We start from the raw sequence: 25,632 nt of genomic DNA, 5'->3' as shown, positions 1-25,632 counted from the left end.
ACCACCTGCACCACGGTGCCGGCGGTGGAATAGAGGATCGCGGTCAGCGGCACGGCGACGCCGCAGCTCTGCCCGGTCTTGATCTGCGCGCGGCCAGACGAATTCACCAGCAGCCGCCGGTCGGTGGAAAGCCCGATGAATACCTGGCCGAGCTGGCTGTTCGGCTCCACGGTCGGCGCTATCAGCCTGACCTTGCCGTCGATCTCGCCGGCGCCGAGGATGGCGACCCGCGCCGTCTGGTCGGCGGCAAGCTTGGTGATGTCGCGGGTCGGCACCATGCCGACCAGGTCGTACTCGCTCTTGGTGATGATCGTGAACAGCGCCTCGCCCTTGGCTGATGCCGGCGCGCCGACGATCGCCGTCGAGGCCGAGATCGTGCCCGCCACCGGTGCCGCGACGTTGAACGAATTGGTGCCGTCGGTCAGCCGCGCCAGCTGCTGTCCCGCGGTGACATTGTCGCCCGCATCGGCCTTCACCTCCGCCACCTTCAGCCCGAACCGGTCAGGCCGAACCTGCTGCTCATCGCGCGGCTGCACGATGCCCGAGACCTCGACGATATTGTCGAAGCAGTATTTCGCGGCCTTGAGGACGGTGACGGCGGCGCCTTTGGGGAGGGTGTCGGTGTTGTCAGCGGCGAGTGCAGGCTGCGCCGCGAGGAGGAGCAGTGTAGAGGCGGCAAGGGCGGCAGCGCGTGCGAAACGCAAAATCATTGGAAGCTTATTCCCAAAATGACGGCGCTCTTGAATACCAGATGCGCCCCGGCGGAGCCAGCCGGCTGCTCCGGCGCGCGAGCCACGCCCCGCTCCGGATTGACCTGTGCGACAAAAGCAACCACGCATGAAGCCAGCGGCGGGGCAGTGCCGCATGTCGGTGTTATCAATGATCGAGGAGGGAAATGTGCTGGGTCAGCGTCGCGTATGCTAAATCAGCTGCGCGGTAGCGGCGCCGTTGTCGTGCGCGAATAGCTTGACACCTGCAAGAGTTGCGAGCGGCACGAGAAACTCGGGCGTATGTCCGCGCAGGCTGTTCGAAATCGAATCAGACCCCGAATGCTGACGCGCTTTCGTTTGGCGATGCGGTGTACAGTTCGCGCGAAAACCCGACAGCTATCGCACGATCCGCTTCACGCGGCGCGCGGTCTTCGGCGCGGCGGCGGTCGATGCGGTCTCAGCGTGCTTTGCGGCTTCAGCGTCGCGGGCCTCGCGGAGCGCGCGCAGCCGCTCCATGTTCGTGCGGATGGCGATCGCCTCGCGCTGGACCTCGGCGAGGGCGCGAGCGCCTTCCTCGGCTGCAAGCTGCTGGCGCTGGATGCGCGCGCGTTTCTCGGGGGAAATTTCGAGAGGCTTCTTGTCGGCCATCGGCATCTCTGTGTGAGCTCCTTGTGTGAGCGTGATCGTCGCGCAACCGCGTCGCGCTTGCCGCAAGGCAAGCCTGTTTCCGCTTGTCCGGATCACGCCGTGAACGTGCACAGGCCAACTCGATCTCCGCTGAGTGTCCGGAGATCGAGCCGACCAAGGCGTCATTCCAGTACATCCGTGGAATGACGCTTGGGCTTTAAGCCAGCGAGAGGTTCTCTGCGCTGGTCTTGCCTCGCATCTTGTCGGTCTTCAGCTCGAACGACACCTTCTGGCCTTCAGCCAGGCCGGACAGACCGGCGCGCTCGACCGCACTGATATGAACGAACACATCCTTGCTGCCGTCATCGGGCTGAATGAAACCGAAGCCCTTCTGGCCGTTGAACCACTTCACAGTACCTGTCGCCACTTCTCTTCTCCAAAGCAGACATTCGCGTGATGGACGCGTCACCAATTCAATTGACGGTGTTCTTTGGAAAAGGGAGCCGGGGGCACCATTCAACAAGGCGCAACGGCTAATCGAATAGACCCTATATACACACGTTTTCCGCGAAAACAAGGCGCGGGCCGGCGCGGGTTCCATTGCGCGCGGTTACTCCGCCGCAGTGGCCTCCGCCTCGGGCTCACTCTTCCAGCTCAGAATCTCCGCTGCAAGCACCGGGTGGTTGAATCCCTTCAGCACGAGATCGTCGATCGCGCGGCCCTCGACGTAGGGCTCGACCATGCCGTAGACGCGGCGGCTGACGACGATCTGGTTGGGCTTGGCTGCGCCGCACAGGCGCGAGGCGAGGTTGGTGACGCTGCCGATCGCGGCATATTCCAGCCGCTGCTCGAAGCCGACCTGGCCGAGCGTGGCGTAGCCGAGCGCAATCCCCATGCCGAAGCCGAGGCTGTGGCCGCGGTTGCGCCACTTCTCGGTCAAGGGACCGATGGTGTCGCGCATCTCCACCGCCATCTTCACCGCGCGCTCGGTATGGTCGGCGAACTGGATCGGCGCGTTGAACAGGATCATCACGCCGTCGCCGGCATATTTGTCGAGCGTGCCCTCATATTTGAAGATCAGCTTGCCGAGGGCTGCGTGATATTCGCGCAGCACGTTCATCGCCTCTTCCGGCTCGGTCGCCTCGGTGAAGGCGGTGAAGCCGCGCAGATCGCAGAACACCACCGTGACCTCGCGGCGGTGGCTGGCGAGCAATCCCTCCGGGCTGTCGGAGGAGGCGATCAGCTGCGCCACCTGCGGTGCCAGGAAGCGCTCGAGCCTGCGGACGCGCTCGAGCTCGCCGAGCTGGGTCTCGACCCGCTGTGCGAGTGACCTGTTCCAGTCCTTGAGCTGCTCGGTTTGCTCGCGCAGCTTGTCGGCCTGCTCGCGTACGGTGGTGTTGGCCGCTTCCAGCGCGTGGCTCTTGTGGTCGACTTCAGTGAACAGGCGCGCGTTGCGCATCGCCAGCACCGCCTGGTGCGCGAAGGTCTTCATCAGGCCGATCAGATTGGCGGGGAAGTCGCCGGCCGCCTTGCGCAGCACCACCAGCGAGCCGAGCACGCCCTGCTGGTCGACCAGCGGCACCACCAGCACCGAGTGGAAGCCGGCGCCGACCACGACATCGCGCAGCTGATGGTCGCTGCTATCGGCAAGATCGGGGAAGGCCAGCGGCTCGCCCCTCGCGGCGGCTTCGCCGAGCGGACTGTCGGCCGCATCGATCGCGCGATGGCTGCCCTCGGCCGCTTCGTCGATGCCGATCGATTGCGCGAGGTTGAACGTGCGGTGACCAGCGTCATAGCCGTAGATCAGCACGGCGTCGGCATGGGTGATCTCGAGCGCACGGGCGGCGACCGTCGGCAGCACGGCGTTGAGGTCGAGCGAGGATGCGACCGCGCGGCCGACCTCCTCCAGCACCTTCAGCTCGTTGATCGATTGCGCAAGGTCGCGCGTGCGTTCGCGCACCTTGGCCTCGAGGTCGGAATAGGTCTCGGCGAGCTGCCCGGCCATGCTGTTGAACTGGCCGGCGAGCTCTTCCAGCTCGTCGGCGGTCTTCACCTCGATGCGGTGACCGAAGTCGCCGGCGCCGAGCCGCCGCGCGCCGGTGCGCAGCGCGGTGATCGGCACCAGCATGCGCCGCGCCAGGATGGTGCCGGCGATGATCGCGACCACGAGGCCGAGCGCGATCAAAAGCGCGATGCGCACCAGCTGGTCGCGGATCGGGGAGAGCGCCTGCGCGGTCGGCTGCTCGAAGAACACGAACCAGCCGAGCTTCGGCACTACGCTGGCGGTCGTCAGCACGGCATTGCCGTCGCTGTCCGTGCCCGAAGCTGTGGACCTGCGATCGGAAGCGAGCGCAGCAGCCACCTGCGGCAGCGCCGAGAGATCCCTGGCGATCTCAGGCCCCTTCGACGAGTTCGCCAGCACGCGGCCCCTGGCGTCGACCACATAGGCGAAGGCGAGGCGGCCGACCTGGGAATCGCCGAGGAAATCCTTGAGGAAGGCGAGATCGATCTCGGCTACCGTGACGCCGGTATTGAAGCCGGAATGCTGCTCGCCGATCGACATGAAGGGCCGGTCCTCGCGGAAGAAGGCTGGCCCATAGGCGGTGCCGCGGTTCACGGTCTCGGTGAACCTGACGTCGCGGGAGAAGTCGGCGTTGGAGTTCACGGTGTAGGTCTGGCGCGACAGCCGCAGCATCTCGTGGCCGCTGCCGCTGAGCAGCGTGAGCTGGCTCACCGCGGGCACCTGGCCGAGCAGTTGCGCATAGTCGGCGCGGCGCAGCTCGATCGTGTTGGAGGAGGCGCGCGTCACCCAGGAGATCTGCCGTTCGAGATCGGCGATCGATTGCTCAATGCGCTTGGCGGTGGCGTCCGCCTTCTCGCCCATCGCATCGGTGAGCGAGCTCTTGATGCCGCGGTAGCTGATCCAGGTCTCCAGCGCGCCGTTGACGGCGAGCACGAACACGACAAGGCCGACCAGCGCGAGGACATATTTGGCGAACAAGCCTCCGCGCAGGAACCAGACCTTGTCCTTGACCTCGCTCATCCAGCCTCGTCCGCCCCTTCCAATCAATCGGGTGCGCCGCACGATCAGGGCCTGTTTAGCACGGAACAGAGGCCCAAGGCGGCGGGCACCACCCGCATGGTTAGTCGCGGATTTCGGCGGGATGTTCGGAGACGGTCAGCGATTGAACAGCTGGCGCAGGACGCCGTTCATCGCCGGATTGTCCTGCTGCTGGGCATCGTTCGGCGCAGGCGGTGGAGGCGGCTGGTCGGAGGTCGGGGTGTCCGGCGCCGGCGTCAGGCCGCGGCCCTGGCTGGAATCCTGTTTGGCCGAGCCCTGGCCGCCGCGCGTGCCCTGGCTGCCGCGGGTGCCCTGGTTCAGGGTGGAGAGGCCCTGCTGCAGCAGATTGCCGATGGTCGCGCCGAGCTGTCCGCCAAGCGGGTCGTTCTGCCCCTGCGCGCCACCCGCGGCCTGCCCGTTGTTGCCCGGCTGCGCGGTGCTGCCGCCGCCCTGCACGCCGTTGAGGAGGTTCGTCAGGCCGTTGAGGCCTTGGTTGAGGTCCTGGCTCAGACCCTGACCGTCAGGCCCGAACAGGCCCTTGCCCATCTCCTTGAGCTTGGCATAGGCCGCACCGGGATTGTCGAGGATGCCCTGCACCTCAGGATAGATCCGCGGGCCCGCCCACGGCCCCTCGATCATCACGGGAATGCCGAAGCCGACCGGATTGCCGCCGCGGCCCTGACCTTCGGTGGTCATCACGAGCTGCGGCTGGACGCGGAACCCGATCTGCCTCGTGTTGAGGTCGACGGTGCCGACCCCGGTCATCTTCACTAGCGGGCCGACCAGATCGAGATCGGTGGTGACGGCCTGGCCCTTGTCGATCTTGAAGGACGCCGACAGCTGGCTGAGATCGGTCGACAGTTCCTGGCTCTGCTGCCAGCCCGACAAGGTGCTGGCCGTGAGGTTGCGGATCATCTGCGCAACGTTGAGGCCGATGATCTTGCCGTCCTGGAACACGGCAAACGCGGTGCCGCCGAGACCGGCGACGATGGCGCGCGGGCTGTTGCCTTGCGCGCGCAGGTCGAGCTTCGCCTGCATGCGGCCGTCGAGCTTGTCGAACCCGGCAAGGTTCTTCAGCACCGGCAGCGCGCGGACACCATTCAGATCGAGCCGCATCGCGTAGGTGGGATTGTCGGTGGTGGCGTCGATGGTGAGGTCGCCATTGGCATTGCCGTCATAGGCACCGAGATTAGTCAGCCGGCCCTTCAGCACGCCGCTTGCGAGCGAAGCCTCGATCGCCATGGGCGCGAAGCGGCCGTCGCCGATCATCAGTTCCGCCGCCGAGATGCGCGCCTGCGCGTCGACATAGTTCAGCCCCTTGAGATCGATCGTGGCATCGCTCCAGGGCTGCGCCGCCGCATCTGGTCGGCTCGGCGTTGGCGCGAGCGCGATGCGTTGGAAGTCGAGATCGAGTTTCACCAGCGGCTTGTTGCTGGCGAGATCGACCGAGGCCCAGCCGGTGAAGCCGCCGTCGCCGAGCTTGCCGGACACGCCGTTGAACATCACGACCGTGCCGTTCAGCCGCACCTCGGCATTGGCCTTGATCGGTGCGGGCAGCAGGCCGGGTGCGTCGATGTCGAACTCGGTCGGCACGTTCTGCCGCTCGAGCGGCGGCGGAGGCGCGGTGGCGCGGATCTCGAATTTCAGCGGCTTGTCGCCGGCACGTGCACTGCCGGTGACGACGATCTTGCGGTCGGCATCGATGGTCGCGTCGGCGTTGACTGTCTCGATCCGGTCCTCGACCCGGTCGCGGACATTGGAGAACACGACGGTGCCGCCGCTGACGCTGAGATGCCGGATCGTGATGGCGTGCGTGTCATGGGGCGGGGCCGCTTTCGCCGGCGGATTGTTGTCCCGCGTCCGCTCACGCTGCAGCGGCAGGTTCACCTCGGGTCTGACGATCGTGAGGTCGCTGATGTCGGGACGGCCCGACCAGAGGCTCGACAGCGTCGTTTCGGCCTCGATCCTGTCGGCGGCGAGGCGGTTGTTGATGTCGCGCGCTTTCGGGTCCTGCAGCACGACGTCGTCGAGCGTGATCCTGACGGTCGGCCAAAGTCGGATTCTGGCGCCGCCATTGATCGCGACCTTGTAGCCGGTCTCGCTCTCGACCCGTTCCGCGATCGCCGAGGTCAGGAAGCCGGACGGGATCCCGACCGCCGCGAGCAGCGCGATGATCACGGCCACGGCGGCGATGGCTGCCCCGGCGAATTTCAGTGCTCTCATGTCGTCGTTCCAGACCGGGCCAGCGGCATCGGGGTCGGTTGCATGGCGGGCGGCAGAGCCGGCCCACCGGGATTATCCCGCAAACGGAGGTTCGCTCCAACGCCCGGAAAAATAATCCGTTACCGGCATGAACTTATGTGACTTCGGACACACTTCCATGAGGGTGATTTTTGCTAACCGGCGTTGCGGGACCGCTGGGATTGATTTGGAAGGCAGTACGATGAGCAAACAGGCCGAATTTGCGGTCATTTTGAAGATGAACCCGATGTTCGCGGATCTCGGCGCGGACGAATTGCAGCGGCTTTCGGGCCTTTGCCACACCCAGCAGCTCACGACCGGCGAGGTGCTGTTCCAGAAGGGCGATGCCGGCGATGCGCTGTTCGGGGTCCGCCGCGGCCAGATCCGGATCGAGACCGGCGCCTCCGATGGCAGTCGGCTGACGTTGAACTTCATGGGCCCCGGCGATCTCTTCGGCGAGGTCGCGGTCCTCGACGGCCAGGTCCGCACGGCGGACGCGACCGCAGGCGAGGTCAGCGAATTGTTCGTGCTGCGGCGGGATGATTTCCTCGGCTTCCTCGCGCGCGAGCCGAAGGTCGCGGTGCGGCTAATCGAACTGTTGTGTCAGCGCATCCGCTGGCAGAGCGAACGGATGGAGGAATCCGTGCTGCAGCCCCTGCCGGTGCGATTGGCGCGGCGGTTGTGCGCGCTGGCCGAGGATTTCGGATCCGAGGTGCATATCTCGCAGGAACAGCTCGGCATCTTCGTCGGCGCCGCGCGCGAAAGCGTCAACCGGCAGCTCCAGACCTGGCGCAGGGACGGCATTCTCGACCTGCAGCGCGGGCGCATCCTGCTGCACAACATGCCCAAGCTGACGGCGATGGCGCGCAACGACTAAGCGCGATCCGGAAAAGTCTGAAGCGACTTTCCTTCGCGACAAGCGCAGAACGCGTTTGTGCGGAGATCATGCGCAGACGCGACGGTTGATTGCAACGCGCGCGCGATGATCGATGTGTCCTGCGCGTCCTGCTTGCGTGAGCGCGCGCAGGCTGCACAAAAGACTTGCTTGCGGGAACCGATCGCCGTCGCTTTCATTATCGGCGCGGGTCCTTGGGGTGACACCCAGCCTTGCTGGCCTCACGCCATCCACCTGCAAACCCCTGCGGTCCTCCCGTTGACCGCAGGGGTTTTGTCTTTCAGCCACGCCGCAATGACGCCGTTATTCCGCCGCGGGTGAGATCGTGTTTGACGATCCCTTGGCCGGCGGCTTGGATTGCTGGTCGTTGGGCGTGAGTTCGTGGTCGGCATGAGAGACCACGAGCCGCTTGCCGAGGCGCCAGGACAGGGCGCCGATGTCGTCCATCACCATGAACATCGCGGGCACGAACACCAGCGACAGCAAGGTCGAGAACAGCAGGCCGCCGATCACCGCTAGCGCCATCGGCGAGCGGAATTCACCGCCCGCACCGAAGGCGAGCGCTGACGGCATCATGCCTGCCACCATCGCGATCGTCGTCATCACGATCGGACGCGCGCGCTTCATGCCGGCGTCGATCATCGCCTCTTCGCGCTTCTTGCCGGCCCGGATCGCCTCGATCGCAAACTCCACCAGCATGATCGCGTTCTTGGTCACGATGCCCATCAGCATCAGGATGCCGATCCACACCGGCGTGGTGAGCTGCTTGCCGGTCAGCAGCAGCGCACCGATCGCGCCGCCGATCGAGAGCGGCAGCGAGAACAGGATGGTGATCGGTTGCAGGAAGGTACCGAACAGCAGCACCAGCACGGCGTAGACCATCATCAGGCCGGCGGTGATCGCGGTGGCGAAGCCGTCGGACAGCTCGTTGAGGCTTTCGGCGTCGCCGGACGGGCTGACCTTCACGCCCTTGGGCAGGCTCTTCATGACAGGCAGGTCGTAGATCAGCTTGGTGGCGTCGCCGAGTGCCGCATTGCCGACGAGGTCGGCGGCGACGGTGGCCTGCCGGTCGCGGTCGTAGCGGTTGATGCTGGTCGGGCCCTGGTCGAGCTGGATGTCGGCGACGACAGACAGCGGCACGCCGCCCTTCTCGCCGTGCGAGCCGAGCGGAATCCGCAGCTCTTGCAGCATCTTCAGGTCGCTGCGGGCACTGTCCTCGAGCTGGACGCGGATCGGCACCTGGCGGTCGCCGGCGTCGAACTTGGCCAGCGCCGGGCCGACATCGCCGATGGTGGCGACGCGGATGGTCTGCGACAGGCTCTCGGTCGAGACGCCGAGCCGCGCGGCGAGTTCCGTACGCGGGTGGATGCGCAGTTCGGGCCGGTCGAGCGACGTCTCCGAGATCACGTTGGCGATAATCGGGATCCGCTTCATCTGCGTCGCCAGCTCGCTCGCGACATTGCTGACGATGTTGCTGTCGATGCCGGTGACGACCAGCGAGATCGCGCGTAGGCCGTTCTCGTCGAGGAACCAGAACCTGATATCCGGCACGTTCTCGAGCTCCTTGCTGATCGACAGCTCAAGCTCGCGCTGGCTGATCTTGCGATCGGCCTTCGGCGTGTAGTTGATGATCAGCGCGGCACGGCGCACCTCCTGGATGCCTGGCGGCACGCGGCCGCCGTCGACGAACACGCTTCGCACCTCGGGCCGCCGACGCAGGCGCGCCACGATCTCCTCGGTGACCTTCTCGGTATAGGCGAGCTGCGAGCCCGGCGGCAGCTCCATCGCCAGCAGCGAGCGCGCGGTGTCCTGCGCCGGCAGGAAGCCCTGCGGCAGCAGCGTGATACTCCAGATCGAGGCGGCGAAGATCGCAAAGCCGATCAGCACGGTGATGTAGTGATGCTTCACCGACCAGGTGACGAGGCTATGGTAGCCACGCAGGATGCGGCCCGGCTGCGGCTCGTCCCGCGCATCATGCTTGAGGAAATAGGCGGCCAGCATCGGCGTGACGAAGCGCGCGGCCAGCAGCGAGAAGAACACCTGCACCGACACGGTGATGCCGAACTGCTTGAAGAACTGCCCGGCGATCCCGGACATGAAGCTTGCGGGTGCGAAGATCGCGATGATGGTGAGCGAGATCGCGATCACCGCAAGGCCGATCTCGTCGGCCGCTTCGAGTGCGGCACGATAGGGCGTCTTGCCCATCCGCATATGGCGGACGATGTTCTCGATCTCGACGATGGCGTCGTCGACCAGGATGCCGGTCGACAGCGTGATGGCGAGGAACGAGACCAGGTTGAGCGAGAAGCCGAGAATGTCCATCGCCCAGAACGCCGGGAAGATGGATAGCGGCAGCGAGACCGCGGCGATGATCGTGGCTCTGATGTCGCGCAGGAACAAGAGCACGATGATCACGGCAAGGATCGCGCCCTCGAACAGGGTCGAGATCGCGGCCTCGTAGTTGCCCTTGGTGAACTCGACCGAGGTGTCGATCAGCTTGAGGTCGACGTCGGGATAGGCCGCCTTCAGGGCGTCGATGCGCTTCTGCACGGCGGCCGCAACCACCACGTCGCTGGCGCCCTTGGAGCGCTTGATGCCGAGCGCCACCACCGGCTCGCCATTGAAGCGGGCGAAGGTGCGGCGGTCGGCGATGGTGTCGGTCACGGTGCCGAGATCGTCGAGCCGCACCTCGCCGCCACCGAACAGAGGAATCATGGTGCCGGCCAGCTCATTCAAGGTCTTGGCGCCGGCCAGCGTGCGGATCGTCTGATCGTTCTTGCCGATCTCGGCGCGGCCGCCGGCGAGATCGACATTGTTGCCGCGCAGGAACTGGCTGACATTGACTGCGGTGAGCCCCATCGCCTGCAGCTTGTTCGGATCGAGCGAGACCAGGATCTCGCGCTCGACACCGCCGATGCGCTCGACCTGGGCGACGCCGCGCACGCCCTGCAATGCGCGCTTGACCACATCGTCGACGAAATAGGACAGCTGCTCCGGCGTCTTGCCGGGCGAGATCGCGGCATAGGTCACGATCGGCAGGCCGATCACGTCGACGCGCTGGATCAACGGCTCGGTGACGTTCTGCGGCAGGTTGGCGCGCACGCGGGTGACCGCGTCCTTGACGTCGTTCAGCGCGCGGTCGGTGTTGGTCTCCAGTGCGAACTGGATCGTGGTGACCGACAGGCCGTCGGTGATCGAGGAGGAGATGTGGCGCACGCCCTCGACGCCGGAGACGCCGTCCTCGATGGTCTTGGTGACCTGCGATTCAAGTTCCGAGGGTGCCGCGCCGAACTGCGAGACCGCGACCGAGATCACAGGAATGTCGGCGCTCGGCAGCCGCGTCACCGCGAGCTTGGTGAAGGAGACCCAGCCCAGCAGGAGCAGGATGATCGAGAAGACGATCGAGGGAAGCGGGTTCCGGATCGACCATGCCGAGATGTTCAAAGCCATTAGCGTGTCCGCGTGCGATCGAGGTCTTCGGCAAACACTGTCTTGATCTGGTCGCCGTCATGCAGCGAGGTGCCGGCGTCGGCCACGACGGTTTCGCCGACGTCGAGGCCTTCAAGGATTTCGGTCAGATTGTCCGACGTCAGCCCGACGCGAACCCTGCGCGTCTCGATCGTGTTGCCCTTCACGACCTGCAGCGTCAGGCGGTCGATCGCGGTGCGTGGCACGGCAACGCCGCAGGATCGCTTGGCGTCGATGTTGGCGCGGGCGAACACGCCGACCTTGAGCGTCGGATTGTTGTTCAGGGAAATGCGGACATGCCCGAGCTGGGTGGCGCGGTCGATCTGCGGCGAGATCAGGCGGACCTTGCCGACGATGTCGGGCGCGTCGTCCCGGCTGATCCGCACGGTGGCGCCGGGATTGAGCTTCATGAGCTGAAAGCCCGGCACCTCGGCGTCGAGCTCGATCTCGTTGTTGACGGAGATCTTGAACATGGGCGGGGCCTGCGGAGAGGCCGGCGCGCCGACTGCGGTGCGCACCTCGGTGACGAGTCCGGCCGCGGGTGCGCGCAACACGATCTGCTTGGCGTTGCCCTGGGCGGCCTGCTGCGGCGGCGGGGTCAGCCGCGCCAGCTCCTGGCCCTCGGTGACGGTGTCACCCTCGCGGACGAGCACCTCGGTGACCTTGGAGCCTTCCTGGTCGACATTCACCTGCGCCTCGCGGCGCGGCACGATGAAGCCGGTGACGCGGACCATGTCGGAGAAGCAGGCATTGGTCGATTTCGTCACCACCACCAGCGCTTGCTCCGGCGTGTCCTTCGCGATCGGATGGGAGCGGTGATCGAACGCGTAGTAGGCGGCACCGAGGGCGACAAGGGCGGCAGTTCCGAGCGCAGGCTTGAGGTACTGAGAAACATTCATCGCCGGATCAACCCAGAACTTGGCGCGTCGTGAGCGCTCGTCGAAACCTCATCCGCTTGCCATCTTGCTGCCCGGGCATATGGCGGCCCGGTGTCCAGTCTTTCGGATCATACTCTGACGTCATGTGCGGCGGGTTGCTCGGGTTTGCTGTTTCGCGTGCCTTGTCGTTGCCTCTCCGTTTGCCTCGGGCTTGCCCCAAAAGCAAATGCGTCCCGCCGGGGTGCGGGACGCATTGTAGCCTCAAAAGCGTGGCATGCCACGGCTATCACTTGGATGCGGTGGCCTTGTTTTCCACGTTCACCACCTGCACGCGGCGGTTCACTTCCGATAGCGGCTGGCTCGGGTCCTTCAGCTTGCTCTTGCCGTAACCGACGGTGACGAGGTCGCTTCCGTTGATGCCATATTTGTCGACGAGGTAGCGCTTGATGGCGTCGGCGCGGCGCTCGGAGAGGCCCTGGTTGTAGTCCTCGCTGCCGGCAGCGTCGGTGTGGCCGGCGACCACGAAGGTTGAGCCCTTCAATTCGGGATTGGTCAAAGCGCGGCCGAGCGCCTGCACCGAGGGCAGCGATTTCGTACTGATATCGGAGGAGTTGTAGTCGAAGTTGATCTCGAGATCGATCTTCGGCCTGTCCTGGACGATGGTCGCGATCTGCTCGCGTTCGGTCAATGACAGCGAGCGGGTGGCGCGGCCGCGGACGCTCTGCACGAAACTGGCCTGCTCGGTGGTCAGTCCGGGCGGAGCGGAGGTTTGCGGGCCGGTCGACAGGCTACGGGTCAGCGGCTTCTTCTCGGGCGTCAGCGCCTTGAGGATCTGTTCCTCGCTGACATCGTCGCCGGCACGGGCCGCCACCATGCCGAGCGAGAGCGCGGCGCCGACGGTCATGATCGCGAGGATGGCCGACAGGTTTGCGGACGGCTTGAACATTTGGTCCCTCCTGCGCGCATTGCGCGCGGTTCCAAATCTTGACTGAAATCGGCAGCCGGCACGAAGCGCCGGCATGCACCCTCTGTTTAGTCGACCGATTCTGCAGGCGGTTCGAGGTCGGGCTGTGCGCGTGCCGCGATTGACCCCGTCACTGCACGCCGTATTCGGCGAACTCCTTCACAATATTGGGGTCCATCGCCTTGGCGTTGGCGATGTCGAGATCGCCTTCCGCGGCCGAACCGTTGCGTTTCTTGGCGAGACCCCGCCCGTACAGCGACGACGTCAGCCGCGGGTTGATCTTCAGCGCAGCGTCGAAATCGGCGATGGCATTCTTGTTTTGTCCGCCCTTCAGGTTCATCAGCCCGCGGCTGTCGAGCGCATCGACGAAATTCGGGCGCAGCCGCAGCGCCTCGTTGCAGTCCTTCAGCGCCGCCTGCAGGTCGCCGAGCACGGTGCGGACCCAGCAGCGGTTGTTATAGGCCTCGACATCCTTGGGGTTCAGCCGCAGCGAATTGGTGAAGTCCCTTACCGCGAGGTCGTAGGCGCCCTTGCTGGCGTAGACCTGGCCGCGACGATACAGCGCGGCGGCATCGTCAGGGTTCTTGTCCAGCCTGTCGCTCAGGCCCTTGATGGTCGGATCGTCGGCCAGCGCAGCCACGGGAGAGTTGGCCGGCGCAGGTGTCGGCTGGATCACCACCGGCGCGGGCGGCTGCGGTGGTGGCAGGGCGACCTCGGGCGGCTTCGGCGGCGGTGGCGCCGGCGCGGCCGCAGCGGCTGGTGCCATCGCTGTTGCGGCGGGTGGCGCCTCCGCAGGCGGAGCGGGCGGTGCAGTCGCTACCTCGGTCGATGGAGCTGGCGGCGCGTTGGCAGGCCGCAGCGTGCCGCCCGGAATGAAGGAGAAGTCCTCCGCCAGCGACGACGAAATCCACGGCACCTGCTCCTGACGCGACGCGCGGGTGACGCCGACCCGGGTTCGATTCAGCGTCTCTTCCGCGGGCAGATCGGGGTTGCGGATCTCCTTCAGGAGTTCCCGCACGAACAGGCTGTGGTCGCTGCCGTTGTCCGAGATCACCGACGACAGCGCGGCCGAATACATCACCAGCGTGCCATTGGGCGCGATCACGGGGGCAAGGCCGGCGGAAAAGCTGCGGAACCTTCGTTCGAACGGGTTGCGCCTGGAGGCGTCGATCAGGGCGATCTTGACGCCGGCGCCGCGGCTGTTGATCTCGCCGAGCGCGGTCTCGAGGCTGAAGCCGTCGCGGCGAACGTCGGCCTCGGCCCAGATCTGCGCATCGACCGGGATCATGTAGCTCTGCCGGTTCGACTGGATGCCGTAGCCCGAGAAGAAGATCAGCGCGACCGAGCCCGGCTTGATCTTGTCATAGAGTTTGTCGAAGGCGCGGCGCATGCCGTCGCCGGTCAAGTTCTCGCCGATCTCGACATTGAAACCATCGCGCTTGAGTTCGTCCGCCACGTCGCGTGCGTCGTTGATCGGCTCCTTTAGCGGCGTGTCGGCGTCGGGATATTTGGCATTGCCGATGACCAGTGCGAAACGTTCACCGGCTGCAAGCGACGGGACGGGCGGGGCGATCGAAAAAATCAACGTGGCGAGCAAGGCAAGACGGATTTTCATGATCGCGGCAATCCAGATCCGGCATTCCAAACAAAATAGCGCCGACTCCAGCTCGCGCCTCGGCGACCCTATTCTACGGAAAATCCATTATCAAACCAGCGTCAAAGCCCGTCAACGGCTTGCCGCATCGTCGCAATCGTGGCGTTGCACCGCGAAGCCGAAGCGGCAATCGTTGCGGTCATGGCGCCATGGCCGTCTGCGCATGGTGCAAGGTCCCGCGACCCGATAATGTGACAGCTCTCACAGAGGCCATGGCCGACCCGTCATGCGCCCGTCACGCGCTCGCGAGGTTTGACCTTTGCGGGCGGCGATGGCTTTGTGTGCGGGACGGCAAGCCATTCAAGAACAAGCCACGCAAACAAGAGCGATACCGATGGGAAACGCCTACGAGATCTATGCCCTGCGCTATGCGACGATGTCGCCGCGCACGCCTCACCTGAATTTCCTGGTCCCCGATCCGCACGACATCACCGCGCAGGATCTCGATTATTTCGTCTGGCTGATCCGCGGCAACGGCCGTGACATCCTGGTCGACACCGGCTTCAACGCCGAGGAGGCGAAGGCGCGTGCGCGCAAGCTGACGCTCAATCCGGTCGACGCGCTGGCAGGCTTCGGCGTCGCCGCCGACGCGATCCGCGACGTCATCGTTACCCATCTGCACTACGATCACGCCGGCAATCTCGATCGCTTCCCGAACGCCCGCTTCCATTTGCAGGAACGCGAGATGAGCTACGCGACCGGCCGCTGCATGTGCAACGGCATGCTGCGTCACCCATTCTCGATCGAGCACGTCACGCAGATGCTGCGCCATGTCTATGGCGAGCGCGTCAGCTTCCATTCCGGCGACGGCGAGATCGCGCCCGGCGTCACTGTGCATCGGGTCGGCGGCCATTCCGACGGCTTGCAGGTGGTGCGGGTCGAGACCGCACGCGGTCCTGTCGTGCTGGCGTCCGATGCCGCGCATTATTACGCAAACCTGCACAAGCGCAGCCCGTTCCCGATCGTCTACAATGTCGGCGACATGGCTCAGGGCTGGGAGACCGTCGAGCGGCTCGCCGGTCACCCGGACCGCTTCATCCCCGGGCACGATCCGATCGTGAGCGAGATCTACCCGCGCGCCAGCGACAAGGTCGATGCATTCGCCCTGCATCTCGCGCCGTCGCGGTCGTTTGCGAAGTAGGGGCCTGCGGCGAAACGAAAGGCAAAACTCGGACAGATCATGTCGCGAGAATGCGAAGCTGTGTCCCCACCATCGCTGTGATCGCCCGGTCAAGCCGAGCGATGACATTGAAGACGTGGCTGTGCGACGATTGAAGTGGATGCCGGCTCGACGCTGTCCCGACGGAGGCAAGGACGACGTGCGGAGAGAACCGGGCCTAATACGATTCCTTCGCGTCGGCCTCTTCGCTGGTCTGCACCAGATCCAGGCTCTTCTCGATCTTGCCGAGCATGCGTCCGAGATCGCGGCGCTCCTGCGCCGACAGGCAGGAGAGAATCTCCTGCTCCTTGCGCAGCAGGCGCGGGATCAGCTCCTCGTAGAGCGCCTGGCCGGCGCGCGTCAGTTGCAGGCGGAATTCACGGCGGTCGTCCTCGTTCTCGACGCGCTCGACGATCTCGCGCTCCATCAGCGCCGAGACGGCGCGGCTGATGGTGGATTTATGCGTGCGGGTGCAATGCGCGATGTATTGCGCGCTGCAGGCCTCGTTGCGGAAGCCGAGGGTCGCGAGCACGCGCCACTCCGGAATGTCGAGGCCGTAGCGCGTTTGATATTCGCTCGAGAGCGCCGAAGAGACTTCGGCGGCGAGCCGGTTCAGCCGGAATGGCAAGAAGTGGAAGAGATCGAGGCGCTTCTTCTTCGGCGCGGCATCGTCGCGCAATTCGGTCTCCACCGCGCCGCGTGGGTGGACCGGAGGCTGGCTAGCAGAGGTCCTTGCCAATAATCCCTCCAATTTGAGTTGACGGCGAGCCCGACTGGGAGTTTAAGATAGTTGCAAGTGAGACTAATTTAGCAAGGTCACGGGCCGGTCGCAAGGTCTTGGTTGCTGGCAGGTCTTGGTCGCAAGCTTGTCACACCAGACCGCCGTCAACGGCCGGCGCTGAAGGGAACACCCAGGGTCACGCAATGGCAGCAGCCAAAACGGCACAGGCCAAAACCCAGTTCGGCTATCGCCGCCATCCCGATCAGGATCGGTCGGGCGCCAACGCGGCGGAACATCCTGTCGTGATCGTGGGGGCCGGCCCGGTCGGTCTGTCGCTGGCGATCGATCTCGCGCAGCGCGGCCAGCGCGTGGTGCTGCTCGACGATGCCGACCGAATCGGCGAGGGCTCGCGCGCGATCTGCTTCTCGAAGCGCTCATTGGAGTTCTGGGATCGTCTCGGCGTCGGCGACCGCATGGTCGACAAGGGCGTGGTGTGGAGCGTCGGCAAGATTTTTCACGGCGACCAGCAGCTCTATCAGTTCAACCTGTTGCCGGAGGAGGGCCACAAGCGGCCGGCTTTCATCAATTTGCAGCAGTTCTACGCAGAGGCCTATCTGGTCGATCGCGTCGAGCAACTGCCCGGGATCGATCTGCGCTGGCGCAACAAGGTGATCGCGCTGGAGAGCCGCAACGATGGCGTCGCGCTGACCATCGCTACCCCCGACGGCTCGTACCAGGTGCATGCGACCTTCGTCATTGCCTGCGACGGCGCCCGCTCGTCGCTGCGGCAGCTGGTCGGTGCGGAGTTCGCCGGCCAGGTGTTCGAGGACCAGTTCCTGATCGCCGACGTCAAGATGACCGCGGCATTCCCGACCGAGCGCTGGTTCTGGTTCGATCCGCCGTTCCATGCGGGACGCTCGGCGCTGCTGCACAAGCAGCCGGACGACATCTGGCGGATCGATCTGCAACTCAATCCGGATGCCGATCCGGCGGTGGAGAAACTGCCGGAGAATGTGCGACCGCGAATCGCGCGCATGCTGGGGCATGACAAGTTCGATTTCGAGTGGATCTCGCTCTACAAGTTCCAGTGCCGGCGGATGGCCAAGTTCATCCACGGCCGGGTGATCTTCGCCGGCGATTCCGCGCACCAGGTTTCGCCGTTCGGCGCACGCGGCGCCAATTCCGGGCTCGAGGACGCCGAAAACCTGGCATGGAAGCTCGATCGCGTGCTGCGCGGGCTCTCGCCGGAAGGGCTGCTGGAGAGCTATCACGTCGAACGCAGCGCGGCGGCCGACGAGAATATCCGCGAGTCCACGCGCTCGACCGACTTCATGGCGCCGGTGACGCGGCAGGAGGCGCGGCTGCGCCAGGCGGTGCTGTCGCTCGCCAAGGAAACCGAGTTCGGCAAGCGCATGGTCAATGGCGGCCGGCTGTCGGTGCCCTCGATCTATGACACGCCGCTGTCGACGGCCGATCGCGACGACTGGCGCGGCGGGCCGCGGCCCGGCGCCTCGATGCTGGATGCGCCCGTTGCCGACAACGACGGCAAGCCGACCTTCCTGACCGAGGTCTTCATCAAGCAGGGAACAGGTTTCACGCTGCTCGCGTTTGGCAATGGAGCGGCGGTTGATGTGCCCGAAGGCGTCGGCAGGATCCAGGTCGGCGGCGAGGGCGGGCTGGTCGATGCGCAGGGCCTTGCCGGCAAGCGCTACGACGCCGAGCCCGATACGGCCTATCTGCTGCGGCCCGACGGCTACGTCGCGGCGCGCTTCCGGAAAGTGCAGCGGCCGGTGCTCGATGCAGCGCTGGCGCGCGCATCCGGCCTGAATTGAGGTGTCGCTGATGGCGCTCTCGACTAATTCGAACTTCGCCAGGCCCGATGACGCCTTCCGCGCCATCGTCGAGGCGCACCGCGGCCTCACCGAGGCGCAGAGCGCCGATTTCGATGCTGCGCTGGTTCTGGTGCTCGCCAATCACATCGGCGACATCGAGGTGCTGCGCGAGGCGATCGCGCTGGCGAAACGACGGACGCTGGATGCAAGCCAGCAGCAGCAACAGCAACAACAATAGCTCTGATCAAACGAACAGGATTGAACTGATGGCCAAAGGTTTCGCCTCGACCACCGACCTCGCAGAGAAGAAGGTCACCTTCTCCGAGATCGGAACCGATCTCTACGCCTTCACTGCCGAGGGCGATCCCAACACCGCCGTGATCGTCGGCGACGACGGCTGCCTCGTGTTCGACGCGCAGGCGACGCCCGCGATGGCCAACAAGGTGATCGAGCGCGTGCGCAAGGTCACCGACAAGCCGATCAAATATGTCGTGCTGTCGCACTATCACGCCGTGCGCGTGCTTGGCGCGTCTGCCTACAAGGCGCAGGGCATTGTCGCCTCGCAGGAGACCTATCGCCTGGTCCAGGAGCGCGGCCAGCAGGACTGGGATTCCGAGTACGGCCGTTTTCCGCGCCTGTTCCAGGATGCTGCGAGCATTCCCGGCCTGACCTGGCCGACGCTGACCTTCGAAGGCGAGATGTCGATCTATCTCGGCAAGCGCGAGGTGCGATTGATGCAGCTTGGCGCCGGCCACACCTCGGGCGACATCGTCGCCTGGGTGCCCGATGCCGAGGTGATGTTCTCCGGCGATCTCATCGAATACCACTCGGCCTGCTATTGCGGCGACGCGCATCTGCGCGAATGGCCGATGACGCTGAACGAGATCCGCGCCTTCAATCCGAAGGCGATCGCGCCGGGCCGCGGCGATGCGCTGACCGGCCTGTCCACCACGCGCGACGCGATCGCGATGACCCGTGACTTCGTCAACACGCTGTACGGAGCCGCCGAAAGCTCCGTCGCCAAGGGCCGCACGCTGAAGGAATCGATGGCGGCGACGCGCGAGGTGATGGATCCGAAGTTCGCGAGCTTTGCGATCTACGAGCACTGCCTGCCGTTCAACGTCTCCCGCGCCTATGACGAGGCGTCCGGGATCGACGATCCCGTGATCTGGACCGACAAGCGCGACCAGGAAATGTGGGCCGCCCTGCAAGGAGGAGGATGACCATGAATATCAACACCTCGCCTGATCAGATCGTTCGCAGTTCGGGTCAAGTCACGCCGGGCTACATGTCCGGCTTCGGCAACAGCTTCGAGACAGAGGCGCTGCCCGGTGCGCTGCCGATGGGACGCAACTCGCCGCAGCGCTGCGCCTACGGGCTCTACGCCGAGCAGTTGTCCGGCTCGCCGTTCACCGCGCCGCGCGGTACCAATGAGCGCTCCTGGCTCTATCGCATCCGGCCGTCGGTGCGGCATTCTGGCCGCTTCGCCAAGGCCGACGCCGGTCTGTGGCGTACCGCACCATGCCATGAGTACGATATGCCGATCGCGCAGCTGCGCTGGGACCCGGCGCCGATCCCGAAGGAGGATATGACCTTCCTTCAGGGCGTGCAGACCATGACAACGGCGGGCGATGCGAACACCCAGGCCGGCATGGCGGCGCATGTCTATCTCATCACCAAATCGATGGTGGATCAGCATTTCTACAATGCCGATGGCGAGATGATGTTCGTGCTGCAGCAGGGCAATCTGCGCTTCGTCACCGAGTTCGGCCGCATCGATGCCGAGCCCGGCGAGATCGTGGTGATCCCGCGCGGCGTCAAGTTCCGCGTCGAGATTGCCGGTGGCCCGGCGCGCGGCTATCTCTGCGAGAATTACGGCGGCGCTTTCACGCTGCCGGAGCGCGGCCCGATCGGCGCCAACTGCCTCGCCAACTCGCGCGACTTCCTGACCCCGGTCGCCGCCTATGAGGACAAGGACACGCCGACCGAGCTCTACGTGAAATGGGGCGGCTCGCTGTTCAAGACTACACTGCCGCATTCGCCGATCGATGTGGTGGCCTGGCACGGCAACTACGCGCCGTACAAATACGATCTGCGCACCTTCTCGCCGGTCGGCGCGATCGCCTTCGATCATCCTGATCCCTCGATCTTCACGGTGCTGACCTCGCCGTCCGAGACCGCCGGCACCGCCAATATCGACTTCGTGATCTTCCCGGAGCGCTGGATGGTGGCCGAGAACACCTTCCGTCCGCCGTGGTATCATATGAACATCATGTCGGAGTTCATGGGGTTGATCTACGGCGTCTACGACGCCAAGCCGCAAGGCTTCGTGCCCGGCGGCATCTCGCTCCACAACTGCATGCTGCCGCACGGCCCCGATCGCGAAGCCTTCGAGCACGCCAGCAACAGCGAGCTGAAACCGGTGAAGCTGACCGGCACGATGGCCTTCATGTTCGAGACCCGTTTCCCGCAGCGCGTGACCAAGCATGCCGCGACGGCGTCGACGCTGCAGGATGACTATTCGGATTGCTGGAAGGGACTTGAGAAGAAGTTCGATCCGACCAAGCCGTAGATTTCATGTCGTCATGGCCGGGCTTGACCCGGCCATCCATCTTTTCAGAAAGCGATGGATCGCCGGGTCAAGCCCGGCGATGACAAGTTAGTCACCGGAGAAGCATCTTGCCCAACCCCAACGACCCCAAACTCCGTTCCTTCATCGACGTCGCACCGACCTCGGACTTCCCGATCCAGAACCTGCCCTACGGCGTGTTCTCGTCAAAGGACGGCCTCGCCCCGCGCGTCGGCGTCGCGATCGGCGACTATGTGCTCGATCTCTGGGAGCTCGAGCAGGATTCGCGGCTCGATGTCGGGCCGCTCGGCGTGTTCTCGCAGCCGTCGCTCAATGCGTTCATGGCGCTGGGGCCGAAAGCGTGGTCGGCGACGCGGGCGCGGATCAGCGAGCTGTTGCGCTCCGATCATCCTGAGTTGCGCGACAACAGGGAATTGCGGGCGCGGGCGCTGGTGCCGATGGCGGATGTGAAGCTCTACATGCCGTTTGCCGTCTCGGGCTACACCGATTTCTACTCGTCGAAGGAGCACGCCACCAATGTCGGCGTCATGTTCCGCGGCAAGGACAATGCGCTGCAGCCGAACTGGCTGCATATGCCGATCGGCTACAATGGCCGCGCTTCGACGGTGGTGGTGTCAGGCACCAAGGTGCGCCGGCCGCGCGGGCAGCTCAAGCCGCCGACCGCCGAGGTGCCGAGCTTCGGCCCTTGCAAGCGGCTCGATTTCGAATTGGAGATGGGGGTCGTTGTTGGACAGGCATCAGCGATGGGTGAGATGCTGACCGAGAAGCAGGCCGAGGAGATGATCTTCGGCTTCGTCATCCTCAACGACTGGAGCGCTCGCGACATCCAGCAGTGGGAGTATGTGCCGCTCGGTCCGTTCCAGGCCAAGGCGTTCGCGACCTCGATCAGCCCGTGGGTGGTGACGCGCGAGGCGCTGGAGCCGTTCCGGATGCAGGGCCCGGCGCAGGAGCCGGAGCCGCTCGCCTATCTGAAGCAGGTGCAGCCCAACAATTACGACATGCAGCTCGATGTCGCGTTGCGCGCCGGCGCGATGAACGAGGCGAAGACGATCTGCAGCACCAACTTCAAGTACATGTACTGGTCGTCGGTGCAGCAGCTCGTGCATCATGCGTCATCCGGCTGCGCCATGAATGTCGGCGACCTCCTCGGCAGTGGCACGATCTCCGGCCCGGAGAAGTATCAGCGCGGCAGCCTCTTGGAAATCAGCTGGAACGGCAGCGAGCCGGTCGAGCTTGCCAGCGGCGTCAAGCGTTCGTTCCTCGAAGACGGCGATTCGCTGGTCATGCGTGGCTGGTGCCAGGGTGACGGCTATCGCGTCGGGTTCGGTGAGGTCGAGGGGACCATCGTCGCGGCGGAGTGATCGTCATTGCGAGCCAACTGGTCGCGCGATGCGCGCCCGATGACAGGCTCCGCGAAGCAATCCATCGATCCGCATGCGACGACGGATGGATTGCTTCGTCGCTTCGCTCCTCGCAATGACGAGGAGCTATTACCGCTCCTCCGGCCTGATATCCCTCAACCGTGCCGAATGCGCCGCGACATCCTCCAGGCTGTACTTCAGATGCACCCGCTTGTCCGACGGCGGCTGGTTTACCGTGCAGACACCCGGCCGCCACGGCTTGGCAGGCCGGATCGGCCGCGGCGCGAAGCCGCCGCCGCAGTTCGGGCAGACATTGCCGAGCTTGGTCTCCGCGCAATCCGCACAGAACGTGCATTCATACGAACAGATCTGCGCGTCCGTCGCGCTCGGCGGCAGGTCCTTGTTGCAATATTCGCAGTTCGGTCGCAGCTGCAGCGCCATGGTCGTCTCTCTTTCCGGATGTTGATGGGATGATCGCAAATCATGTCGCAAAAACGAATGACGTATTTCCCTCAATTTGCGCCGCGTCAGGTGTGCAGCACTTTCAGCGGCAGCTTGCTGCTCTCCTTCAGGCGATCGAGCACGATCGACGAGCGCACATGGGCGACGCTCTGGTGCGGCATCAGCACGTTGTTGACGATGTCGGACAGGCTCTTGAGGTCGCGCAGCATCACCTTGAGCACGTAATCGGCATCGCCGGTCAGCGCATAGGCCTCCTGGATGTCGTCGACGCGGTTGACCAGTTCGCGGAACCGCTTGGCATTGTCGGGCGAATGGGTCGCCAGCGTGATGTGGATGAAGGCGATCAGGCCGAAGCCGAGCGCCTCGCCGGCGAGGTCGGCGTGGTAGCCGGCGATGACCTTCTCCTCCTCCAGCCGCATCCTCCGTCGCGAGCATTGCGAGGCGGACAGGCCGACCAGGTCGGCCAGTTGCTGGTTGGTCAGCCGGCCATCATCCTGCAGCGCGGCCAGCATCTTGAGGTCGAAAGCGTCGACTTCGGTCATGCGCCATACGTCCATATCATGCACAATTCATGCATGATCATAGCAAATAAAGACTAATTTTGCACGCACGTTGCGCGACAGACGACGGAAACTGGCCTCCAGACAAATAAGGGAGATTCTGCCATGGGTCCGTTTCCGCACGATGCGCCGCCGGCTGAGATCAGCGCCGACAATCCGATGGGTACCGACGGCTTCGAGTTCGTCGAATATGCCCATCCCAATCCAGGCGAACTGCATGCCCTGTTCAAGCTGATGGGCTTTGCCGCGGTCGCCCGCCACAAGACCAAGGCCATCACGGTCTATCGCCAGGGCGACATCAACTACCTCGTCAACGAGGAGCCCGGCACCCACGGCTTCAATTTCGTCGCCGCGCACGGTCCTTGCGCGCCGTCGATGGCGTTCCGCGTGGTCGATGCGAAGCTGGCCTATGAGCGGGCGCTGTCGCTCGGTGCCGAGCCGGCGGACGTCACATCGGCGCAGAAGACGCTCGATGTCCCCGCGATCAAGGGCATCGGCGGCAGCCTGCTCTATTTCGTCGATCGCTACGGCGCCAAGGGTTCGGCCTACGATGCCGAGTTCGACTGGCTCGGGGCGAAGAACCCGCAGCCTGAGGGCTCGGGCCTCTACTACGTCGATCACCTCACCCACAACGTCCATCGTGGCCGCATGGATGTCTGGACCGGCTTCTATGCAAAGCTGTTCAACTTCCGCCAGATCCGCTTCTTCGACATCGAGGGCCGCGCCTCGGGCCTGTTCTCCCGCGCGCTGACCAGCCCGGACGGCAAGATCCGGATTCCGATCAACGAGGACGCCGGCGATTCCGGGCAGATCGAGGAATATCTCAACACCTATCACGGCGAGGGCATCCAGCACATCGCCTGCGGCGCGCGCGACATCCACCGCACGGTCGAGACGCTGCGCGAGGCCGGTCTGCCGTTCATGCCGTCACCGCCCGACACCTATTTCGAGCGGATCGACGCGCGCCTGCCCAAGCACGGCGAGGACGTCGCGCGGCTGCAGACCAACGGCATCCTGATCGACGGCGAGGGCGTGGTCGACGGCGGCCAGACCAAGGTGCTGCTGCAGATCTTCTCGGCGAACGCGATCGGGCCGATCTTCTTCGAATTCATCCAGCGCAAGGGCGACGATGGATTCGGCGAGGGCAACTTCAAGGCGCTGTTCGAATCGATCGAGGAAGACCAGATCCGCCGCGGCGTGCTCAAGGTCGATCACGCCGCCTGACGGGAGCGCGGGTGGTGGGGATTATGTCCCCACCGCCAGCTCGGTGTGCACCAGCTTCACCCAATAGGCGGCGCCCAGCGCGAGGATGTCGTCGTTGAAATCGTAGCCCGGCGTATGGACGTTGTGGAATGAGCCATCGGCGGCGACGCCGTTGCCGATGATGATGAAGCCGCCGGGCTTGGCTTCCAGCATGAAGGAGAAATCCTCCGAGCCGGTCACCGGCTGCACATTGCCGTCGACCTGCGCGGCGCCGACGAGGTCGGACGCGGCGGCGATCGAGAGGTTGGTCTGCTCGGCATGCGTGATCAGCGGCGGATAGCGACGATTGTAGATCACCTCGGCGGTGCAGCCGAACGCCGCGGCCTGGGACTGCGCCAGCTCCGTCAAACGCGTTTCCAGCAGATCGCGGATGCGCGGCTTGTAGGAGCGCGCGGTGCCGGTGATCGTGACCTTGGACGGAATGATGTTGGGCGAACCCGGGTCGCCGCCCATGATCGAGCCGACGCTGACGACCGCGGTCTCGATCGCCGGCACCGAGCGGCTTACGATGGTTTGCATCGCCATGATGAATTGCGCGGTCGGCAGCGTGGGGTCTGTCGCCAGATGCGCGCCGGCGCCGCCATGGCCGCCGGTGCCATGAAAGCTCACCTCCCAGCTGTCGCTCGCGGCCAGGAACGGTCCGGTGCGTGTGCGGAAGTGACCGACCGGAACGCCGGGGATGTTGTGCATGCCGTAGACGGCATCGACCGGGAATTTCTCGAACAGTCCTTCCTCGACCATCTGCCTGCCGCCGCCGAGGCCTTCCTCCGCCGGCTGGAAGATGAAGTTCACCGTGCCGCCGAAATCCGGGTTCTCCGACAGATAGCGCGCGGCGCCGAGCAGCATCGCGGTGTGACCGTCATGGCCGCAGGCGTGCATCTTGCCCGGCACGGTCGAGCCGTAAGCGCGGCCCGGCACTTCCTGGATATGCAACGCGTCGAGATCGGCACGCAATCCGATGGCGCGCTGACCGGGTTGCCGGCCCTTCAAGGTCGCGACCACGCCGGTCTTGGCGATGCCCTCCGTCACCTCGAGGCCGAACGCGCGCAGCTTCTCGGCGACCAGGGCGGCAGTCCTGGTCTCCTCGAACCCTACCTCGGGGTTGCGGTGGATCTGATGGCGGATGTCGATCATCTCCGCCTCGTGCGCTCTCAGCGCTGTCACCAGAGGATGTTCTGTCATCGTG

General features: G+C 65.0%; 20 protein-coding genes and 1 pseudogene. 8 read left to right on the top strand and 13 right to left on the bottom strand.

The genetic code is table 11. The features are described from left to right. From AS156_RS30980 to AS156_RS30960, 5 genes and pseudogenes are all read right to left on the bottom strand, one after another. Nucleotides 1-710 (bottom strand): annotated as a pseudogene (locus AS156_RS30980) (efflux RND transporter periplasmic adaptor subunit); the annotation flags it as partial. A 396-nt stretch (nucleotides 711-1,106) separates the two neighbouring features. Continuing rightward, entirely contained in the window at nucleotides 1,107-1,358 is a 252-nt protein-coding gene (locus AS156_RS30975) for a hypothetical protein (protein WP_066512940.1), read from the bottom strand. Between the two features lie 196 nt (nucleotides 1,359-1,554). Beyond that, a complete protein-coding gene (locus AS156_RS30970; RefSeq protein WP_066512871.1) occupies nucleotides 1,555-1,764 on the bottom strand; it encodes a cold-shock protein in 210 nt (69 codons plus the stop codon). Between the two features lie 183 nt (nucleotides 1,765-1,947). Continuing rightward, nucleotides 1,948-4,380 carry an adenylate/guanylate cyclase domain-containing protein gene (locus AS156_RS30965; RefSeq protein WP_066512868.1) on the bottom strand — a complete coding sequence of 811 codons (2,433 nt, stop codon included), beginning with the start codon at nucleotides 4,378-4,380 and terminating at the stop codon, nucleotides 1,948-1,950. 135 nt (nucleotides 4,381-4,515) lie between these two features. After that, a complete protein-coding gene (locus AS156_RS30960; protein ID WP_066512865.1) occupies nucleotides 4,516-6,621 on the bottom strand; it encodes an AsmA family protein in 2,106 nt (701 codons plus the stop codon). Between the two features lie 220 nt (nucleotides 6,622-6,841). Between AS156_RS30960 and AS156_RS30955 the strand changes: the two genes are divergently transcribed. Further along, nucleotides 6,842-7,516: a Crp/Fnr family transcriptional regulator gene (locus AS156_RS30955; protein WP_066512863.1), complete on the top strand. Its 675-nt coding sequence runs from the start codon at nucleotides 6,842-6,844 to the stop codon at nucleotides 7,514-7,516. A gap of 321 nt (nucleotides 7,517-7,837) precedes the next feature. Here AS156_RS30955 and AS156_RS30945 read toward each other — a convergent pair whose 3' ends face one another. The 4 genes from AS156_RS30945 to AS156_RS30930 all read right to left on the bottom strand — a co-directional run bounded on the left by AS156_RS30945 (nucleotide 7,838) and on the right by AS156_RS30930 (nucleotide 14,459). Continuing rightward, nucleotides 7,838-10,984 (bottom strand): efflux RND transporter permease subunit, encoded by a 3,147-nt coding sequence (locus tag AS156_RS30945; protein WP_066512858.1) that lies wholly within the window; start codon nucleotides 10,982-10,984, stop codon nucleotides 7,838-7,840. After that, a complete protein-coding gene (locus AS156_RS30940; RefSeq protein WP_066512856.1) occupies nucleotides 10,984-11,901 on the bottom strand; it encodes an efflux RND transporter periplasmic adaptor subunit in 918 nt (305 codons plus the stop codon). Before AS156_RS30940 ends, AS156_RS30945 begins: the two co-directional genes overlap by 1 nt. 265 nt (nucleotides 11,902-12,166) lie before the next feature. Next, nucleotides 12,167-12,826, bottom strand: a complete 660-nt coding sequence (locus AS156_RS30935) for an OmpA family protein (protein ID WP_066512854.1) — start codon at nucleotides 12,824-12,826, stop codon at nucleotides 12,167-12,169. A 148-nt stretch (nucleotides 12,827-12,974) separates the two neighbouring features. Continuing rightward, entirely contained in the window at nucleotides 12,975-14,459 is a 1,485-nt protein-coding gene (locus AS156_RS30930; protein ID WP_066512935.1) for a caspase family protein, read from the bottom strand. 373 nt (nucleotides 14,460-14,832) lie between these two features. Between AS156_RS30930 and AS156_RS30925 the strand changes: the two genes are divergently transcribed. After that, nucleotides 14,833-15,639, top strand: coding sequence for an N-acyl homoserine lactonase family protein (locus AS156_RS30925; protein WP_066512852.1), 807 nt, complete (start codon nucleotides 14,833-14,835; stop codon nucleotides 15,637-15,639). A 196-nt stretch (nucleotides 15,640-15,835) separates the two neighbouring features. On the opposite strand, the gene AS156_RS30920 is transcribed toward AS156_RS30925, so the two are convergent. Next, entirely contained in the window at nucleotides 15,836-16,396 is a 561-nt protein-coding gene (locus AS156_RS30920; protein ID WP_066512850.1) for a MarR family winged helix-turn-helix transcriptional regulator, read from the bottom strand. A gap of 185 nt (nucleotides 16,397-16,581) precedes the next feature. Here AS156_RS30920 and AS156_RS30915 point away from each other — a divergent pair, with 185 nt between their 5' ends. The 5 genes from AS156_RS30915 to fahA all read left to right on the top strand — a co-directional run bounded on the left by AS156_RS30915 (nucleotide 16,582) and on the right by fahA (nucleotide 22,161). Continuing rightward, on the top strand, nucleotides 16,582-18,210 hold the full coding sequence (locus AS156_RS30915) for an FAD-dependent oxidoreductase (protein ID WP_066512848.1): 1,629 nt from the start codon (nucleotides 16,582-16,584) through the stop codon (nucleotides 18,208-18,210). Between the two features lie 10 nt (nucleotides 18,211-18,220). Continuing rightward, nucleotides 18,221-18,448, top strand: coding sequence for a DUF2783 domain-containing protein (locus tag AS156_RS30910; protein ID WP_066512932.1), 228 nt, complete (start codon nucleotides 18,221-18,223; stop codon nucleotides 18,446-18,448). Between the two features lie 28 nt (nucleotides 18,449-18,476). Then, nucleotides 18,477-19,433, top strand: a complete 957-nt coding sequence (locus AS156_RS30905; protein ID WP_066512846.1) for an MBL fold metallo-hydrolase — start codon at nucleotides 18,477-18,479, stop codon at nucleotides 19,431-19,433. Between the two features lie 2 nt (nucleotides 19,434-19,435). After that, nucleotides 19,436-20,782, top strand: a complete 1,347-nt coding sequence (hmgA, locus tag AS156_RS30900) for a homogentisate 1,2-dioxygenase (protein ID WP_066512843.1) — start codon at nucleotides 19,436-19,438, stop codon at nucleotides 20,780-20,782. A 107-nt stretch (nucleotides 20,783-20,889) separates the two neighbouring features. Beyond that, nucleotides 20,890-22,161: a fumarylacetoacetase gene (gene fahA, locus AS156_RS30895; RefSeq protein ID WP_066512840.1), complete on the top strand. Its 1,272-nt coding sequence runs from the start codon at nucleotides 20,890-20,892 to the stop codon at nucleotides 22,159-22,161. Between the two features lie 129 nt (nucleotides 22,162-22,290). On the opposite strand, the gene AS156_RS30890 is transcribed toward fahA, so the two are convergent. Continuing rightward, nucleotides 22,291-22,602 (bottom strand): DUF1272 domain-containing protein, encoded by a 312-nt coding sequence (locus AS156_RS30890; RefSeq protein WP_066512835.1) that lies wholly within the window; start codon nucleotides 22,600-22,602, stop codon nucleotides 22,291-22,293. A gap of 86 nt (nucleotides 22,603-22,688) precedes the next feature. Next, a complete protein-coding gene (locus AS156_RS30885) occupies nucleotides 22,689-23,165 on the bottom strand; it encodes an Lrp/AsnC family transcriptional regulator (protein WP_066512930.1) in 477 nt (158 codons plus the stop codon). 123 nt (nucleotides 23,166-23,288) lie between these two features. Here AS156_RS30885 and hppD point away from each other — a divergent pair, with 123 nt between their 5' ends. After that, complete coding sequence (gene hppD / locus AS156_RS30880; RefSeq protein WP_066512832.1) at nucleotides 23,289-24,407, top strand: 4-hydroxyphenylpyruvate dioxygenase; 1,119 nt, start codon at nucleotides 23,289-23,291, stop codon at nucleotides 24,405-24,407. Nucleotides 24,408-24,428: 21 nt separating this feature from the next. Here hppD and AS156_RS30875 read toward each other — a convergent pair whose 3' ends face one another. Beyond that, nucleotides 24,429-25,628 carry a M20 aminoacylase family protein gene (locus AS156_RS30875; RefSeq protein ID WP_066512829.1) on the bottom strand — a complete coding sequence of 400 codons (1,200 nt, stop codon included), beginning with the start codon at nucleotides 25,626-25,628 and terminating at the stop codon, nucleotides 24,429-24,431. Nucleotides 25,629-25,632 lie beyond the last annotated feature (4 nt).

The sequence above is a fragment of the Bradyrhizobium macuxiense genome (assembly GCF_001542415.1).
Classification (GTDB): domain Bacteria; phylum Pseudomonadota; class Alphaproteobacteria; order Rhizobiales; family Xanthobacteraceae; genus Bradyrhizobium; species Bradyrhizobium macuxiense.
This window is presented reverse-complemented; position numbering and strand designations above follow the sequence as displayed.